This is a genomic window from Sporosarcina sp. FSL K6-3508 (assembly GCF_038615825.1).
In the GTDB taxonomy this organism is placed as follows: domain Bacteria; phylum Bacillota; class Bacilli; order Bacillales_A; family Planococcaceae; genus Sporosarcina; species Sporosarcina newyorkensis.
Genome location: NZ_CP152016.1, coordinates 97,992 through 115,205 on the forward strand (window position 1 = coordinate 97,992; position 17,214 = coordinate 115,205).

The following is a 17,214-nucleotide window of genomic DNA, read 5'->3' on the forward strand; positions in this document are numbered from 1 at the left end:
TTCATTATATGAACCTTGAAAACTGAACAGCAAAACGTTAACGAATTATACGTTTGTGCATCGGCTCTGCCGGTGACATAAACAAAATGAGTATCTTAAATGATGCCAGCAAGAAATCGAGCTAACTCGAATTTCTCTTTTATGGAGAGTTTGATCCTGGCTCAGGACGAACGCTGGCGGCGTGCCTAATACATGCAAGTCGAGCGAATCTTTGGGAGCTTGCTCCTAAAGATTAGCGGCGGACGGGTGAGTAACACGTGGGCAACCTACCTTACAGATGGGGATAACTCCGGGAAACCGGGGCTAATACCGAATAATCCATTTCTTCGCATGAAGAGATGTTGAAAGACGGTTTCGGCTGTCACTGTGAGATGGGCCCGCGGCGCATTAGTTAGTTGGTGGGGTAACGGCCTACCAAGACCACGATGCGTAGCCGACCTGAGAGGGTGATCGGCCACACTGGGACTGAGACACGGCCCAGACTCCTACGGGAGGCAGCAGTAGGGAATCTTCCACAATGGACGAAAGTCTGATGGAGCAACGCCGCGTGAGTGAAGAAGGTTTTCGGATCGTAAAGCTCTGTTGTAAGGGAAGAACACGTACAGGAGTAACTGCCTGTACCTTGACGGTACCTTACCAGAAAGCCACGGCTAACTACGTGCCAGCAGCCGCGGTAATACGTAGGTGGCAAGCGTTGTCCGGAATTATTGGGCGTAAAGCGCGCGCAGGCGGTCCTTTAAGTCTGATGTGAAAGCCCACGGCTCAACCGTGGAGGGTCATTGGAAACTGGAGGACTTGAGTACAGAAGAGGAAAGCGGAATTCCACGTGTAGCGGTGAAATGCGTAGAGATGTGGAGGAACACCAGTGGCGAAGGCGGCTTTCTGGTCTGTAACTGACGCTGAGGCGCGAAAGCGTGGGGAGCAAACAGGATTAGATACCCTGGTAGTCCACGCCGTAAACGATGAGTGCTAAGTGTTAGGGGGTTTCCGCCCCTTAGTGCTGCAGCTAACGCATTAAGCACTCCGCCTGGGGAGTACGGCCGCAAGGCTGAAACTCAAAGGAATTGACGGGGACCCGCACAAGCGGTGGAGCATGTGGTTTAATTCGAAGCAACGCGAAGAACCTTACCAGGTCTTGACATCCCGCTGCCCGGCATGGAGACATGCTTTTCCCTTCGGGGACAGCGGTGACAGGTGGTGCATGGTTGTCGTCAGCTCGTGTCGTGAGATGTTGGGTTAAGTCCCGCAACGAGCGCAACCCTTAATCTTAGTTGCCATCATTCAGTTGGGCACTCTAAGGTGACTGCCGGTGACAAACCGGAGGAAGGTGGGGATGACGTCAAATCATCATGCCCCTTATGACCTGGGCTACACACGTGCTACAATGGACGGTACAGAGGGCTGCAAACCCGCGAGGGGGAGCCAATCCCACAAAACCGTTCCCAGTTCGGATTGCAGGCTGCAACTCGCCTGCATGAAGCCGGAATCGCTAGTAATCGTGGATCAGCATGCCACGGTGAATACGTTCCCGGGTCTTGTACACACCGCCCGTCACACCACGAGAGTTTGTAACACCCGAAGTCGGTGGGGTAACCCTTACGGGAGCCAGCCGCCGAAGGTGGGACAGATGATTGGGGTGAAGTCGTAACAAGGTAGCCGTATCGGAAGGTGCGGCTGGATCACCTCCTTTCTAAGGATAGTATGCCATCTTGGCATTCGGAAGATGGATCTTCGATCCGTCACGTTAACGTTTTGCGTTCAGTTTTGAAGGCTCATTTTTTGAGTGTTCAAAGCTTTTTTCTTTAGACTTGTTCATTGAAAACTGGATAAAACGACATTGAAAGTAATCAAGTAATCAACCGAATCGAACATTTTGTTTGATTCATGTAAACTTTTTAACCTTCGTTCTTTCTATCGCTAGAGAGACGTTGGACCTTTTATAGGTTAAGTTAGAAAGGGCGCACGGCGGATGCCTTGGCACTAGGAGCCGATGAAGGACGGCACTAACACCGATATGCTTCGGGGAGCTGTAAGTAAGCTTTGATCCGAAGATTTCCGAATGGGGAAACCCACTGTCCGTAATGGGACAGTACGTTCACGTGAATACATAGCGTGATCGTGGCACACCCGGAGAACTGAAACATCTAAGTACCCGGAGGAAGAGAAAGAAAATCGATTCCCTTAGTAGCGGCGAGCGAAACGGGAAGAGCCCAAACCAGGAAGCTTGCTTCCTGGGGTTGTAGGACACTCTATACGGAGTTACAAAGGAATGCATTAGACGAAGCGATCTGGAAAGATCCGCCGCAGTGGGTAACAGCCCCGTAGTCGAAAGTGCATTCCCTCCAGAGTGGATCCTGAGTACGGCGGAACACGTGAAATTCCGTCGGAATCCGGGAGGACCATCTCCCAAGGCTAAATACTCCCTAGTGACCGATAGTGAACCAGTACCGTGAGGGAAAGGTGAAAAGCACCCCGGAAGGGGAGTGAAATAGAACCTGAAACCGTGTGCCTACAAATTGTCAGAGCCCGTTAATGGGTGATGGCGTGCCTTTTGTAGAATGAACCGGCGAGTTACGATTCCATGCAAGGTTAAGCTGAGAAAGCGGAGCCGCAGCGAAAGCGAGTCTGAATAGGGCGCATGAGTATGGGGTCGTAGACCCGAAACCAGGTGATCTACCCATGTCCAGGGTGAAGGTCAGGTAACACTGACTGGAGGCCCGAACCCACGTATGTTGAAAAATGCGGGGATGAGGTGTGGGTAGCGGTGAAATTCCAATCGAACCTGGAGATAGCTGGTTCTCTCCGAAATAGCTTTAGGGCTAGCCTCAAACGAAAGAATCTCGGAGGTAGAGCACTGTTTGGACGAGGGGCCCATCCCGGGTTACCGAATTCAGACAAACTCCGAATGCCGATGATTTATGTTTGGGAGTCAGACGGTGGGTGATAAGATCCATCGTCGAGAGGGAAACAGCCCAGACCACCAGTTAAGGTCCCCAAGTATCCGTTAAGTGGAAAAGGATGTGGCGCTGCCCAGACAACCAGGATGTTGGCTTAGAAGCAGCCATCATTTAAAGAGTGCGTAATAGCTCACTGGTCGAGTGGCGCTGCGCCGAAAATGTACCGGGGCTAAACGGATCACCGAAACTGTGGATTGACGCAAGTCAATGGTAGGAGAGCGTTCCAAGGGCGTTGAAGCTAGACCGGAAGGACTGGTGGAGCGCTTGGAAGTGAGAATGCCGGTATGAGTAGCGAAAGAAGGGTGAGAATCCCTTCCACCGAATGCCTAAGGTTTCCTGAGGAAGGCTCGTCCGCTCAGGGTTAGTCAGGACCTAAGTCGAGGCCGATAGGCGTAGACGATGGACAACAGGTTGATATTCCTGTACCACCTCCCCGCCGTTTGAGTAATGGGGGGACGCAGTAGGATAGGGTGAGCACGCAGTTGGTTGCGTGTCTAAGCAGTGAGGTGGAGAACGAGGCAAATCCCGTTCTCATATAACACTAGGCTGTGATGGCAAGGAGAATTGTCTCCGGAGTCCCTGATTTCACACTGCCAAGAAAAGCCTCTAGCGAGGCGGGAGGTGCCTGTACCGCAAACCGACACAGGTAGGCGAGGAGAGAATCCTAAGGTGATCGAGAGAACTCTCGTTAAGGAACTCGGCAAAATGACCCCGTAACTTCGGGAGAAGGGGTGCTCTGGTAGGGTGAATAGCCCGAGAGAGCCGCAGTGAATAGGCCCAGGCGACTGTTTAGCAAAAACACAGGTCTCTGCAAAACCGTAAGGTGACGTATAGGGGCTGACGCCTGCCCGGTGCTGGAAGGTTAAGAGGAGGGGTTAGCGCAAGCGAAGCTCTGAATTGAAGCCCCAGTAAACGGCGGCCGTAACTATAACGGTCCTAAGGTAGCGAAATTCCTTGTCGGGTAAGTTCCGACCCGCACGAAAGGCGTAACGATCTGGGCACTGTCTCAACGAGAGACTCGGTGAAATTATAATATGCGTGAAGATGCGCATTACCCGCGACAGGACGGAAAGACCCCGTGGAGCTTTACTGTAGCCTGATATTGAATTCCGGTGCAGCCTGTACAGGATAGGTAGGAGCCTTGGATTCCGGAGCGCCAGCTTCGGAGGAGGCGTTGGTGGGATACTACCCTGGCTGTATTGGACTTCTAACCCATGCCCGTGATCCGGGCAGGAGACAGTGTCAGGTGGGCAGTTTGACTGGGGCGGTCGCCTCCTAAAGAGTAACGGAGGCGCCCAAAGGTTCCCTCAGAATGGTTGGACATCATTCGTAGAGTGCAAAGGCATAAGGGAGCTTGACTGCGAGACCTACAAGTCGAGCAGGGTCGAAAGACGGGCTTAGTGATCCGGTGGTTCCGCATGGAAGGGCCATCGCTCAACGGATAAAAGCTACCCCGGGGATAACAGGCTTATCTCCCCCAAGAGTCCACATCGACGGGGAGGTTTGGCACCTCGATGTCGGCTCGTCGCATCCTGGGGCTGTAGTCGGTCCCAAGGGTTGGGCTGTTCGCCCATTAAAGCGGCACGCGAGCTGGGTTCAGAACGTCGTGAGACAGTTCGGTCCCTATCCGTCGCGGGCGCAGGAAATTTGAGAAGAGCTGTCCTTAGTACGAGAGGACCGGGATGGACATACCGCTGGTGTACCAGTTGTCTTGCCAAAGGCATCGCTGGGTAGCTATGTATGGACGGGATAAATGCTGAAAGCATCTAAGCATGAAGCCCCCTTCAAGATGAGATTTCCCATTACGCAAGTAAGTAAGATCCCTCAAAGATGATGAGGTGGATAGGTCTGGGGTGGAAGCACGGCGACGTGTGCAGCTGACAGATACTAATCGATCGAGGACTTAACCTATTTTAAGAAGTACTACTTGATGTACACAATGTCTTTTATTCAGTTTTGAGTGAACAAGCTTTACTCATCTGTCTAGTAACGATGGCGAAGAGGTCACACCCGTTCCCATACCGAACACGGAAGTTAAGCTCTTCAGCGCCGATGGTAGTCGGGGGCTTCCCCCTGTGAGAGTAGGACGTTGCTAGGCATGCGAAGCCATTCACTATGGTCATCATAGTGAGTGGCTTTTTTGTGTTTTTATATAATTAAAATAAATTAGTAAAAAGGCTGTTAATGGATACAGTAAAAATTAGGAAGAAGATGTGTCAGTTGCGCTCATCACCCCTTCAAGAGTCTCAACGCAGTGATGCCCGGTGAGGTAGTCGAGTCTTCCCCTAAGACGGCCGGACGTTGCTACGTATACAAAGCCATTCACTATGTTCCTCATAGCAAACGGCTTTTCTGTGTTTTCATTAATTCGCATAATGAATAATCAAATGACTGTCTCATAAGATAACCAATAGAGCCCATCGAAATGAGACCAATAATATTTAATTTATATTAATTGAGAGGGCTTCATTAGGGTATATTGGTAGTAAGGGGAGAGTGTTATGATCATTACTATCGTACAGCGCTTTTTTAAAGAACGCTTTTTTGATCAAGCTGCACAGAATGCATATTACTTGCTGTTATCCGTTTTGCCTTTTTTACTGGTCGTGTTATCTCTAGTCCAATTTTTGCCGGTTCAAGAGGCAAGTATATTGGCGTTGCTACGACCCTTTGTTCCTGAGGAGTCATTTCAACTAATCGAGCAAAGTGTCCAGTCGATGATTTATAAAAGCCATGGGAAGCTACTTCTATTAAGTGTGCTGGCTGCACTATGGACATCATCTATTGCGGTTCAGTCATTTGCCCGGTCATTGGATCTAACGAACGAAAAAAGGCAACGGAAGTCCTTCTGGATTAGTTTAATACGGAATATAGGTGTGACGGTTCTTTTTATGTTGGTCGTGCCGTTGTCCTTATTTTTGCCGTTACTGGAGAAGTTGCTACATACGGTGATTGCGTATTATGACGTGTTAGAAGATTGGCAGGGCTGGCTATATATTTGGCCGAATATTAAGTGGGGACTCGGAACAATTTTTTTGCTGCTATTTTTCTTGTTATTTTATCAACTTGTTCCGACGGGTAAAATGAAATGGAAAGAGGCGCTGCCAGGTGCTGTTTTTTCAGCTTTCGGGTGGCAGTTGGTTTCTTTGCTGTTTGGTGATTATGTATCCAGGGTGGATTATTCTAGATTGTATGGTCAATTGGCAGGTATCATTATGCTTGTGTTATGGTTTTATTTGACGGCGATTATTATTTTACTATCGGGATTGTTGAATGCTGAATGGAAAAGGAGAGGGCGTTTCAGATGAAGATTTTAGTGGTCGATGATGATATACATATCCTAGAGCTGGTAAGCATTCATTTGAGACAGGCGGGGTATATCGTGGTGAAGGCGATGAATGGACAACAAGCCTTAGAGTTGGTTACAGAGGAGTGGCCCGACTTGGCGGTAGTGGATGTCATGATGCCGGGGATGGATGGCTATACGTTGACGAAGAGGCTGAGAGAGGATACGGAAATCCCAGTATTGCTCCTGACGGCGAAAGGTGAGTTGGAGGATAAGGAGCGTGGTTTTTTGGCAGGTTCCGATGATTATCTTGTAAAACCATTCGAGCCAAAGGAATTGTTGTTTCGTATTCATGCAATTTTGCGGCGCTATGATAAAGCGGTTGATCGAATGATTCAAATCGGTCCTTTGCTGATCAATCGTCAAAGTTATGAAGTAGTGCTTGGAAAGAAGTCTTTATTATTGCCTCTGAAGGAGTTTGAGTTACTGTCGGTGCTGGCATCCCGGCGCAATCAAGTATTTACACGCGAAGTATTGGTGGAGCGTGTATGGGGATTTGATTATGAGGGTGATGAACAGACGTTAAGCGTTCATATTAAGCGCTTGCGAGACAAGCTTGGAAAGCTGACAGAACAAGTGAAAATTGTGACTGTGCGTGGTGTAGGGTATAAGCTAGAGGTTTCAGAATGAAGTCGCTCTATGGAAAATTTCTTGTGATGACGGTCGGAATTATGCTGACGAGTGCGTTGGTCGCGTTTTTAGCGGTTAATACGTATTATCATCGCTATTTGAAAGAACAGAATGATACGAAGAACGTTGCTGTTGCCGAGCAGATCGCATCGTTTATTGAAGAGGAAAACGGACTTGATTTGACGGCTTATTTTGACATGCTTGCCGCAGCAGGTTACAAGCTAATGATTATTTCGCCTGACAACACCCCTACCTTGTACGGTGAAGCGTTCCGGGTAAATAATTTGGAGATAGAGGCAATTGAACAGGTAAGGAACGGACAAGTGTACCATGGTATGCGGGATTTAAAGGCAGAAACATTTGTGACGGGGTATTTTTCGAATGAATCTGCGAATACAGTCGGAGTGCCCTTTAGCCGTGAAGGCGATACATATGCGCTATTTTTGCGTCCTGATATTAAAATGCTATTCACCGAAATTCATTACTTATTAGGCGGCATGGTAATTGTTATGGCCATTATCAGTTTACTGGCTATGCTCGTTGTTGCGAGAAAGCTGATTGAGCCAATTGTCGTGCTGACAAGAGCAACAAAACGGGTTGGAGAAGAGCAATTCAGCGGCGATATGGCAATTGACCGAAAAGATGAGATTGGTCAATTGGCGAAAAGCTTTCAACAAATGATCAATCGATTGAGTGAGAACGATCAGATACGAAAGGCTTTCATTAGTGATGTGTCGCATGATTTTCAGTCCCCTTTATTAAATATTAAAGGCTATGCAGACTTGCTGTCAGATGAAAATTTACCTGCGAATGAACGCAAGCATTATGCAAACATTATCCAATCGGAGACAGAGCGCTTATCGACGCTGACGAAACAGTTGCTTCTATTGACTTCACTTGATCAGCTAGTTTCCCCATTACAGAAGAGAGTGTTCCGTGTCGATCAGCAAGTGAAGGAGACGGTACGCAAATCACAATGGCTTTTGCAGGAGAAAGAGATGTCGCTTATGCTGGAGATTGATGAAGTGACATATGAAGGGGATCCAGCTTTCCTAGAGAAAGTATGGGAGAATTTATTGTCGAATGCGTTGAAATACACACCTGACGGAGGAACAATTGATATTCAGCTGACAGAACGAGAGAATGAAGTATATTTTTCTATTGAGGATTCAGGAGTCGGTATGTCGGAGGATACGAAAGCACGCGTATTTGATCGCTTTTATCGGGCAGATCACTCCCGAACGCGGGAAGTTGAGGGAACTGGTCTAGGTCTCTCAATTGTAGAACAAGTAGTGCGCCTTCATGACGGCAGGATAGAAGTGATTAGTGAACTTGAGGCTGGTACGACATTTATTGTGCATTTGCCAAAACTGTAATCAGTTGTTCATCTTCCGTTCATCTTGCTCAGGTAGTATAAAGATAATAGAAAGACGATGGGAGGAAATATAAAATGCAAGATAAATGGAGTTTACGTTTGATACGCGTTGCTGCAATTTTTGGTTTAATTGGTACGGTGCTTGGTTCTCATATGGCGGGTGCTGGTTCGTATGCATTTCGTCCAATTCATGCGCATATTTTGTTAGTGGGTTGGCTGTCCGTATTTTCATGGGGCGTATTCTACAAAATTTACCGAGTGCGTGCAAAGAAGCTTCTGACAGTCCAAGGTTGGACAGGAATCGTCGGGGCGATTGGATTGACAGCCGGTATGTGGTTACAATTCATGCAGCCGTTTAATATTAATGAGACATTTTCGCTGATCTTCTATATTGTCGGTGGAACAGTTCTGCTCGTCAGCTTTGCGCTATTTGTCATTGTGACTTTTATGGTAGAGAAAACAAAAGCAGTTCGTTAATTAGTCGAGAGTCCAAGAAAGCGGTTATTCCGTGTTCTTGGGCTTTTTGTGTTTTGGGGGGAGTGTCTGTCGAAACGTAAAGAACGTTTTTTCTCGATAGTCAGTGTTTTCAACAAAAAAAACAGTTGGGTTATGGCATACTGGATGGACTTATAGCATAAAGGGGCCATGACAATGACAGGAAATAATCGCTTTACACTGACGATGATTTGCTTTGGGTTAGTGATCGCCGCAAGTGTGCTGATCAAGCAGTCGGCTAGTTCGGAGCAGAATGAGCCCAAGCCGGAACTTACAGTGCAGGATTATGCGCAGATGAACGTGGCAGTTGAAGACGTGCTGAAGGAGATGCCGGAAATTACAGAGGAGTTGGAACGGATTCATTTGGGGCATATTGAAGATGAGATAGAAGAGCTGCTTTCTGTGACGAAGGCGGAATTCCGTATACGTGTGGAAAATAATTTAACGAAGCAGGAACATTCAACAGAGTTCATGCGGGCGATGGCAGAGAAAGAGACAGGTCGATACGTGGATGCGCTTCGTGTTGCGAAAGAGGAATATGGAATTCGTGTAGCAGAGGAGGAAGTGACGGAATTCATTAAAAAAAATGTAGCCATTGTTCGCAGTAAGGAGAAGAAGAACTATGCGGAAGCGCTCGGTTTGACGCTATACCAACTAGATTACCAATTCGATCGGGACTTTTATGTGATGGATGTGCTGTGGGAGAAATTGATGCCTATTGTGACGAAGAACTATCCAAAGCAGGATGGTGAGAGTGAGCAAGCGTATGGTGAACGCGCAAAGGAAGAATTTTTTAGCCAGGCAGCTGAGAGTAATTAGGAATGAAGTAGAAAAAATGAGTTTATGCTACTTTAAAGAATGCGACCCTGATTGAGGATGAAAAAAATAAGTAGGCACTAAAGACTATTCTTGGGTAGAGAATGGTCTTTTTTGCATGCTTTTTTTGTTTAAGAGTTTTGTAAGAGTCAATTACTATACTAGATTGGTAGAAGTTGAGTATCAAGGAGAGGGTGGAATGGTACGTAAATCATTGGGCTGGATACTTGTAGTTTCTGGATTGTTGATTGTCGGCTATCCCTTCTTGCAAAAGGTTGCGTACGATAGGCAACAGCAACAGCTCCTTACTGCGTTTGACCAACTGGGGGCAATAGAGGATAGGGAGAACTTTGACGACCAGGAAAGTGCGCTATCCTCCATTAATGAAGATCAAAGTCTTGACTTAAAAGGAGCACGAGGCATTATAACGATTGGAAAGATAGATCTTGAAATGCTTATCTTTGAAGGTGCCTCAGAAACAGAGCTTAGTAAAGGTGTAGGGATGATTGAACCGCAAAAAGATTTCTTTAAACACAATGTCGGCTTGGCAGGTCATCGAGCCGTAGCGGATGGGAAGCAATTTAATCGTCTAGATGAATTGTCGATGGATGATGAAATCCAAGTGAACACCTTGAATAGGACGCTGCATTATCGTGTAACGGATACATTTATCGTACATAAAACGGAAGTATCCGTGCTTGAAGACCAAGAAAATCCGCATCTTACACTGGTAACCTGTACACCACTTGGAAGTTGGCATCCGACCGATCGATTGATTGTACAGGCGGAGTTGCAAGACATCACGCAAAAGTGAGTTGTACAGGCTATTTATATACTTTTATATAAATAAAATTATGAATGAGGAGGCGTTCATTTCTTATAGTCAGTCATTAAATGTGGGAAAAGGTAAAGAAAGGAGAGGGGATTGCATAGTGAAGAAACAATTGAATATATTCATGCTCACCCTGTTGATCTTGGGGCAAACGATATTAGGTCCGCTTGGCGCAGGAGTAGTAAATGCAGAAGAGGGAATGCCGCCCAATGACCCTTCTGAAGTGAATGTGCCAGCAGACAGCAATGAGCAACCCGAAGTTACGCAGCCTGCTGAGAAACCATTTGAAACTCCAGAAGATAACGAGGAACCTGTGATACCAATTGCTCCCGACAACGATGATGATAGCATTGGGGAAGCAGAAGGCGTCGGGGATAAAGACGTGAATAAGCCGGATAATGTTGGAGAACCAGGCGAAGAAACAATTGACGATGACGAGAAAGAAGAAGTGGCGGATGATGAAAATGAATTGCCTGTTGATCCCGATTATGTGGTAGATACCCTTAATGCAACGCTTGGTTTTACTAATTTGATCGTTAATGGTCATACAATAACAGACGCTGCTACAGCAGGTAATGTAACACCGAAAATAGGTGACAAAATTGACTTAAACTATTCATTTGCGATTACAGCAGATAAAGATTATGCGGTTGGTTCATCATTTAAATTCGAACTTCCACAGGCATTGTTAAACTTTGATAGCGCTAGCTTGAGTGGAACTTTAACAGACCCTGATACAGGCTTTTCAGCAGACTATACCACTTCTGGAAGCACTGTAACTGTTACAACAACAGAACAGCTGGATGAGGCAAATGCATTTACAGGAAAATTACATTTTGTTGCACATTTCAGTGCGGATGGAACCGACGGAAGTTTAGATCAAGAATTGGTAATCCCGATTGTAGGTGGAGCTTCTGTTGTAATCCCGTTCACATTCCAACCAAATACTACTGGCCAATCTATGTCTAAAACAGGTACGGCAAGTATTGAAAACGGTGAACGTGTTATTAATTGGGAAGTTTGGACGAATCGTAAAGGAGAAAACTTAAGCAATGCAACCCTCAGTGATACACTGGGAGGTGCAGATCACGGGCTTGAACTGGACGGTGATATTACAGTAGATCAGTATGTTGTTGGTTTAAGTGGAAAAGCGGATACAGCAACAAAAACCACAACGGCTACTAGTTTTCCAGTCAGTCTAGAGGACGGCCGGTATGCGTACAAATTAACGTACAAAACGAAAGTGACACGCGAGCCGACGAAAGAGACAGAAACCTTTACAAACGACGCAACCTTAACAAATGGGTCAAACACAGATTCCGCTAAGGCATCTGCTACTCACACATATGGAACAAAACTTGATAAAACAGCAACAACTAAAGATAAATATAATGCAAAGTGGGAAATAAAATACAACTATTTCGGTAGTAAAATGGCTTCACAAACATTAACAGATACAATAACAGGATCGCACAAGATTAAAGAAAGTTCAATTGTGGTGTATGAAGTAACTCTTGATGAATCAGGAAATGGTACAAAAGGCAATCCGATTTTGTCACAGCCAGATCCAAATATCGCGAATGATGGTAAATCATTCACAATTGAATTAAAATCACCAAATGGCGAAGCATATTTAATTGAATATGAAACAGAACTAGACTCTGAATATGTTACCGAAGGTGAAACTATAAGTAATGAAGCTTTGTATGAAGATAATAAAGATGGTGATAGTTTCTGGGCCGGAGAAAGTATCTTTAGCAAAACGCGAGGATCAATTGACCAAGTCAATAAAGAAATTACATGGACGATTACAGTAAATGCTGAGAAAGCCATGAATAATTTTGTGATTGAAGATAATTTCACATCATATACAGAAGGTGGGACTCGTCAGAAATTGGTGAACCCACAGGATCCATTTACTATATCCAATGGAGTAAATCCTACGGAAACATCACTAAAAGGTGATAATGGAGATGCTGGATTCATCCTTGAATTTGGTAACGTCACAAATAGTTTTACTATTACTTACAAAACAAAATATGATATTTTACCAAACGGTACAGCTTATCCAGAGTATAAGAATACTGCAAAAGGGAGTTGGACAGGTGCTGTTGATGGAAAAGAGTATTCCATTACTAAATCAGCAGAATATAAAACTGGGAACACACCAACAGGTAACAACGGATACAAAAATGGTAAATTTGATCACGAGAAACAAGTGTTTGAATGGAATTTGGCGGTTAACATTAACAAGCAGGACATTAATGGTGCTGAACTTGTTGATGTAATTGGTGAGGGACATGAACTTGTTATCGGAACAATTAAAGTACATCAATTAAATTTAGGTATGAACGATGAACAAGGTACGCCGGGCGCTGAATTAGAATCTGGACACACGATATCAGAAAACCCTGAAAAAGATGGATTTACGATTAAGTTTACTGAACCAACTACGGAAGCGTATATCATCACATACCAGACAAAAGATTCAGATGACATTATTGGGCATGAAAACGGCAATAGCTATGGAAACACAGCAACCTTTACAACACCAAACAGTGGTTCTTTTACATTGCCGGCTTCTACAACAGTAAAACATGCCAATGAGTTAATTGATAAAAAAGCTGTTACAAATCCAGCTGACGAAACAATTACATGGACAGTAGATGTCAACAAGTCACACTCAGCATTAGGAGACATTATACTGACTGATAAAATGTCAGCTAACCAACTAATTTTACCAGACAAATTCAAAATGCGTGAAATTAAAATGGATAAAGACGGCAATCTTAGCTATGGAAGCTGGAACTCCGTCACACCGACGATTAATAGTGAAAATAACAGTTTCACTCTGGATTTAGGAAACCTAGATCAAAAAGGTTATCAAATCGAATACAAAACATTCTTCTTAGGTGGAGAAGGAGATACATTCTCAAACGAAGCCTCCATTAACTATACTGGAGGAACAGCAGGAGTAGAAAGTGACTCAGGGGTAAAAGATAAAGTATTTAATTTCAATGATTCAAGTGGTACGATTATATCTACTAAAGGAAAACTAGAGCTTCATAAAATCGGTTTGAATCCATTAACAGGTGAATCAAAGAATTTAGATGGTATCACATTCGAACTGTGGAATAAAAGTGGAACGATCAAGCTGCAAGAGGCTACAACAGAAAATGGTGGACGACTTACATTTGATGAAGTTCGTTATGGTAAGTATCTGTTAAAAGAAAGCGGTACTCCAAATAAATATATTCCTCTTCCAGTAGCAGGAAAAGAAATTATAATGGGCATATCCACAGACTCTAACGTAAATGGAAACGAACTATTTGTTGTTGAAAACATTGAAAATGTTGATATGAGCAATGCTTGTGCTGAATATACATTAACAATTAAAGACGTTGATAGAAATCCAGTAGTAAATACAAAAGTTATATTAACAAACAATGTAACAGGTATTACACACACTGCGACGACAAATGGTAACGGGGAAATTACGTTACTTCCTGCTGATGTTAAGGCAGGAAAATATACAGTCACAATAGATGATAGAGGGACGGAAGTTACATTTGGTGACGTAACTGTAATGTATGATGGCGACTGTAAAGGTGAAGTTGTGCCAACACCGTCATGCTCTGAATTCACAATCACAATAGAAGATACAAATAATATTGCACGTCCGGATGTGACTGTAACATTGGTGCACAAAGACGATGATACAGTAAAGATTACAGCAACAACAGATGAAAATGGTAAGTTTACTTTATCTTCATCCGTTACGAAAACAGGCGATTATAAAGTATATGAGGGTAAACAATATCTTGGTGATTTATCGATTACGTATAAGAATAATCCTTGTGCGGCTACTGTAACTGAAGCTCCAACTTGCGAGACATTTACATTAGCAGTGAATGATGTTGATGGAAAACCTCGCGAAGCAGGTGTTGAAATTACAATTAAAGATAAAGATGGTAATGTAATTGAATCCGGTCTAATGACAGATGCCGACGGTAAAATCACAACAACAGAAAAACTACCGGCAGGCGAGTATGACGTGTACGAAGGTACTTCAGCTGACCCGTTCGATGAATTTGCGGTCAATATTGATTGTGAATCAGAAGTTCAACCTGCTCCAGTATGTACAGACTTCACACTTACTGTGAAAGACGAGAACGAGCAAGTACGTCCTAACGTCTCAGTAACGGTGAAAGACAAATCTGGGAAGTCTATCAAAACAGCAACAACAGATGGAAATGGTAAAATTACAATCCCATCGAAAGATTTACCGGCAGGCAAATACAATGTATTTGAAGGCGAGTTATTGATTGGTGAAATTGATGTAAGTTATTTAGTGAAGTGTGAGACAGAAGTGAAAGGCGCTCCTACGTGTACAGACTTTACACTAACTGTACAGGACCGCAACGGTAACGGACGTTCTGGTGTGGATATTACGGTGAAAGATGCAAGCGGCAAAGCAATTGAAGACGCAAGCGGGAATACAGTTTTCACAACAGATACAGATGGTAAAGTTGAACTCCCTAAAAAAGCGATTCAGCCAGGTACGTATAATGTGTACGAGGGCGCAAACTTTATCAACTCATTCACAGTAACAGATCGCTGTGACGCAGTCGTTGCACCACGGCAATCTGGAGGCGGAGGTGGTACTCCACCGCCAGCAACTTGCACAGACTTCATGATTACTGTGTATGAAAACGGTAATAAGGCAGGTGCAGGCAAAGAAGTAACGCTGAAGTCGGGCGACAAGGAAATCGTAATGGGTAAAACAGACACAAACGGCAGCATAACAACTCCGAAAAACCAATTACCAAACGGTGAATACGTCGTATACGTAGACGGTGAGAAGGTTGGTAAAGTAGTTGTGACAAATACTTGTCAAGACACTATCACGTTGCCGACCAAGCAAGTATGTGAAGATTTCAAGCTAACTGTAAAGGAAAATGGTAAGACTGTGGCGGCAGGCAAGGAAGTTGTTCTGAAGTCTGGCGATACGGAAATTACCACAGGCAAGACGGACGCAAATGGTAAGATCACTTTCGTAAAAAGTCAATTGCCAAACGGCAGTTATGATGCCTACGTAGACGGTAAGAAAGCTGGCGTAGTGATAGTCGATAATACATGTGAAACCGTTCTTGAACTAAAAAAATCACCAGTAGATGGAACAGATCCAGAAGAACCTGATAATCCAGGTACCCCGGGTAAACCAGAAGATCCGAGTAACCCGAATGAACCAGGAACGCCGGGTAAACCAGAAGATCCAAGTAATCCGAGCCAACCAGGCACCCCAGGTAATCCAGAAGATCCGAGCAACCCGGGTGAACCAGGAACACCGGGCAAACCAGATGATTCAAATAACGCAAGTAAGCCTAGCACGCCAGGCAACTCAGGTAATTTGAACAAGCCGGACAATACGAAAAAGCCGTCTGACATTGGTTCTGCTAACATTTCAGACAAAAAAGAAGTTGCTAAGGTGGCGGGAGGAAATAATCTTCCACAAACAGGCGAGGCATATCCAATTGTTTCACTAGCTGCTGGCTTTGTGTTGATACTTGCTGGATTTTGGATGATGCGTAGAAAAAGGCACGCATAAGGAATTACTGAAGAATAGCGCATTTTAAATATTGAATGAAAGCAGCGAGGAATATTTCTATATTCTTCTGCTGCTTTTTTTTGCAAATTTTTATAATTACCAAATATCAACACCATATGCAGGATATTTATGCGAAAGGAATGATTTATTGGACTTATAAGTTTAAGAGTTCTGTAAGAACAATCTCATATACTATTTATACCAATACATGACATTGATACTACGTGAAGGAGGAATAATAAATGCCTAGCCCTTTTCCTATTAAAAATTCTCAAGTAAGTGATAAAAATTTTATAAATATGATAAAAGAAAGGTTGAATTCGTCTTTTATCTTAGCTATGGCAGATTCGGAAGGGACTATTTTAGAACTAAATGAAAACTTCCAGAACATATTTGGATATGAACCGTCAGAGCTCCATCTATCTGACTTCCAAGTATTAGAATCGGACCTTCCAACAAAAGCTGCGTGGAATGAATTGTTGGACAGAGCCAGCCATGAAGGTGAATGGAATGGCTTATTAATCTTGCAGGCAAAAAGTGAGGAATTTTTATGGTTGCAAGCAACTGTTATTCCGTTCACTGAAGCTTCAGACACCGTTACAGGTATTTTAATTATTTTTAATGATATAACCTCGAGAGATGAAAGAGACACATGGAGACAAATTGCATGCCGCCATGACCTGACCAATTTACCGAACAGGAGGTCCTTCTATTTAACCATTGCTTCTTATTTGCAGAAGGCGGATCAATTAAAAACCAAACTTGCTATTCTCTATGTAGATCTAGACCAGTTTAAACACATCAACGATACGTACGGACATATGACGGGGGATGAGGTGTTAAAAGGGTTGGCTCAACGTTTTAAGGAACTTTCCATCATGCAAGACAGGGTTTTTCATTTTAGTGGGGATGAGTTTATTATCTTGCTAGATTATCTTGATGACTGTACTGACCAGATTGAAGCCGTTCAAGCAGTATGCGAGGAACCGTTTCAAACAAAAAAGGGAAATATTCAAGTTCATCTCAGTATCGGCGCAAGTGTTTATCCGGCTCATAGCTCGGACATATCCATGCTGTTAGAGTACGCAGATTCAGCGATGTTTTTGGCGAAACAACAATCAGGTTCATCATTTAAATTGTATACCTCATAAATGA

Annotated in this window: 8 protein-coding genes and 3 rRNA genes; all 11 read left to right on the forward strand. The window is 44.2% G+C overall.

From position 1 onward, the window contains the following. Positions 1-138: 138 nt before the first annotated feature. The 11 genes from MKX97_RS00510 (at position 139) to MKX97_RS00560 (ending at position 17,210) form a co-directional block, all read left to right on the forward strand. Positions 139-1,690: ribosomal RNA gene (locus MKX97_RS00510) — 16S ribosomal RNA — on the forward strand. A 252-nt stretch (positions 1,691-1,942) separates the two neighbouring features. After that, a 23S ribosomal RNA gene (locus tag MKX97_RS00515) occupies positions 1,943-4,868 on the forward strand. Between the two features lie 71 nt (positions 4,869-4,939). Then, a 5S ribosomal RNA gene (gene rrf, locus MKX97_RS00520) occupies positions 4,940-5,055 on the forward strand. The 16S, 23S and 5S rRNA genes sit together here, the layout of an rRNA operon. A 403-nt stretch (positions 5,056-5,458) precedes the next feature. Then, positions 5,459-6,265: a YihY/virulence factor BrkB family protein gene (locus MKX97_RS00525; protein ID WP_342536656.1), complete on the forward strand. Its 807-nt coding sequence runs from the start codon at positions 5,459-5,461 to the stop codon at positions 6,263-6,265. Continuing rightward, positions 6,262-6,933 (forward strand): response regulator transcription factor, encoded by a 672-nt coding sequence (locus tag MKX97_RS00530; protein WP_078817679.1) that lies wholly within the window; start codon positions 6,262-6,264, stop codon positions 6,931-6,933. The genes MKX97_RS00525 and MKX97_RS00530 overlap by 4 nt, the downstream gene beginning before the upstream one ends. Continuing rightward, positions 6,930-8,309: a HAMP domain-containing sensor histidine kinase gene (locus MKX97_RS00535; RefSeq protein WP_078817678.1), complete on the forward strand. Its 1,380-nt coding sequence runs from the start codon at positions 6,930-6,932 to the stop codon at positions 8,307-8,309. The genes MKX97_RS00530 and MKX97_RS00535 overlap by 4 nt, the downstream gene beginning before the upstream one ends. A gap of 74 nt (positions 8,310-8,383) precedes the next feature. Continuing rightward, entirely contained in the window at positions 8,384-8,785 is a 402-nt protein-coding gene (locus tag MKX97_RS00540; protein ID WP_078817677.1) for a hypothetical protein, read from the forward strand. Between the two features lie 174 nt (positions 8,786-8,959). After that, on the forward strand, positions 8,960-9,622 hold the full coding sequence (locus MKX97_RS00545) for a hypothetical protein (RefSeq protein ID WP_342536657.1): 663 nt from the start codon (positions 8,960-8,962) through the stop codon (positions 9,620-9,622). 196 nt (positions 9,623-9,818) lie between these two features. After that, complete coding sequence (locus MKX97_RS00550; RefSeq protein ID WP_342536658.1) at positions 9,819-10,433, forward strand: class D sortase; 615 nt, start codon at positions 9,819-9,821, stop codon at positions 10,431-10,433. A 118-nt stretch (positions 10,434-10,551) separates the two neighbouring features. After that, positions 10,552-16,059, forward strand: coding sequence for a collagen binding domain-containing protein (locus MKX97_RS00555; RefSeq protein ID WP_342536660.1), 5,508 nt, complete (start codon positions 10,552-10,554; stop codon positions 16,057-16,059). Positions 16,060-16,301: 242 nt separating this feature from the next. Then, positions 16,302-17,210, forward strand: coding sequence for a sensor domain-containing diguanylate cyclase (locus MKX97_RS00560; protein ID WP_342536661.1), 909 nt, complete (start codon positions 16,302-16,304; stop codon positions 17,208-17,210). Positions 17,211-17,214: the final 4 nt, after the last annotated feature.

What these genes read in the sequence shown, in the direction of transcription:
- MKX97_RS00550 (WP_342536658.1), top strand. Translation starts at nt 9,819, where the DNA reads ATGGTACGTAAATCATTGGGCTGGATACTTGTAGTTTCTGGATTGTTG.
- MKX97_RS00545 (WP_342536657.1), top strand. Translation starts at nt 8,960, where the DNA reads ATGACAGGAAATAATCGCTTTACACTGACGATGATTTGCTTTGGGTTA.
- MKX97_RS00560 (WP_342536661.1), top strand. Translation starts at nt 16,302, where the DNA reads ATGCCTAGCCCTTTTCCTATTAAAAATTCTCAAGTAAGTGATAAAAAT.
- MKX97_RS00530 (WP_078817679.1), top strand. Translation starts at nt 6,262, where the DNA reads ATGAAGATTTTAGTGGTCGATGATGATATACATATCCTAGAGCTGGTA.
- MKX97_RS00540 (WP_078817677.1), top strand. Translation starts at nt 8,384, where the DNA reads ATGCAAGATAAATGGAGTTTACGTTTGATACGCGTTGCTGCAATTTTT.
- MKX97_RS00525 (WP_342536656.1), top strand. Translation starts at nt 5,459, where the DNA reads ATGATCATTACTATCGTACAGCGCTTTTTTAAAGAACGCTTTTTTGAT.
- MKX97_RS00535 (WP_078817678.1), top strand. Translation starts at nt 6,930, where the DNA reads ATGAAGTCGCTCTATGGAAAATTTCTTGTGATGACGGTCGGAATTATG.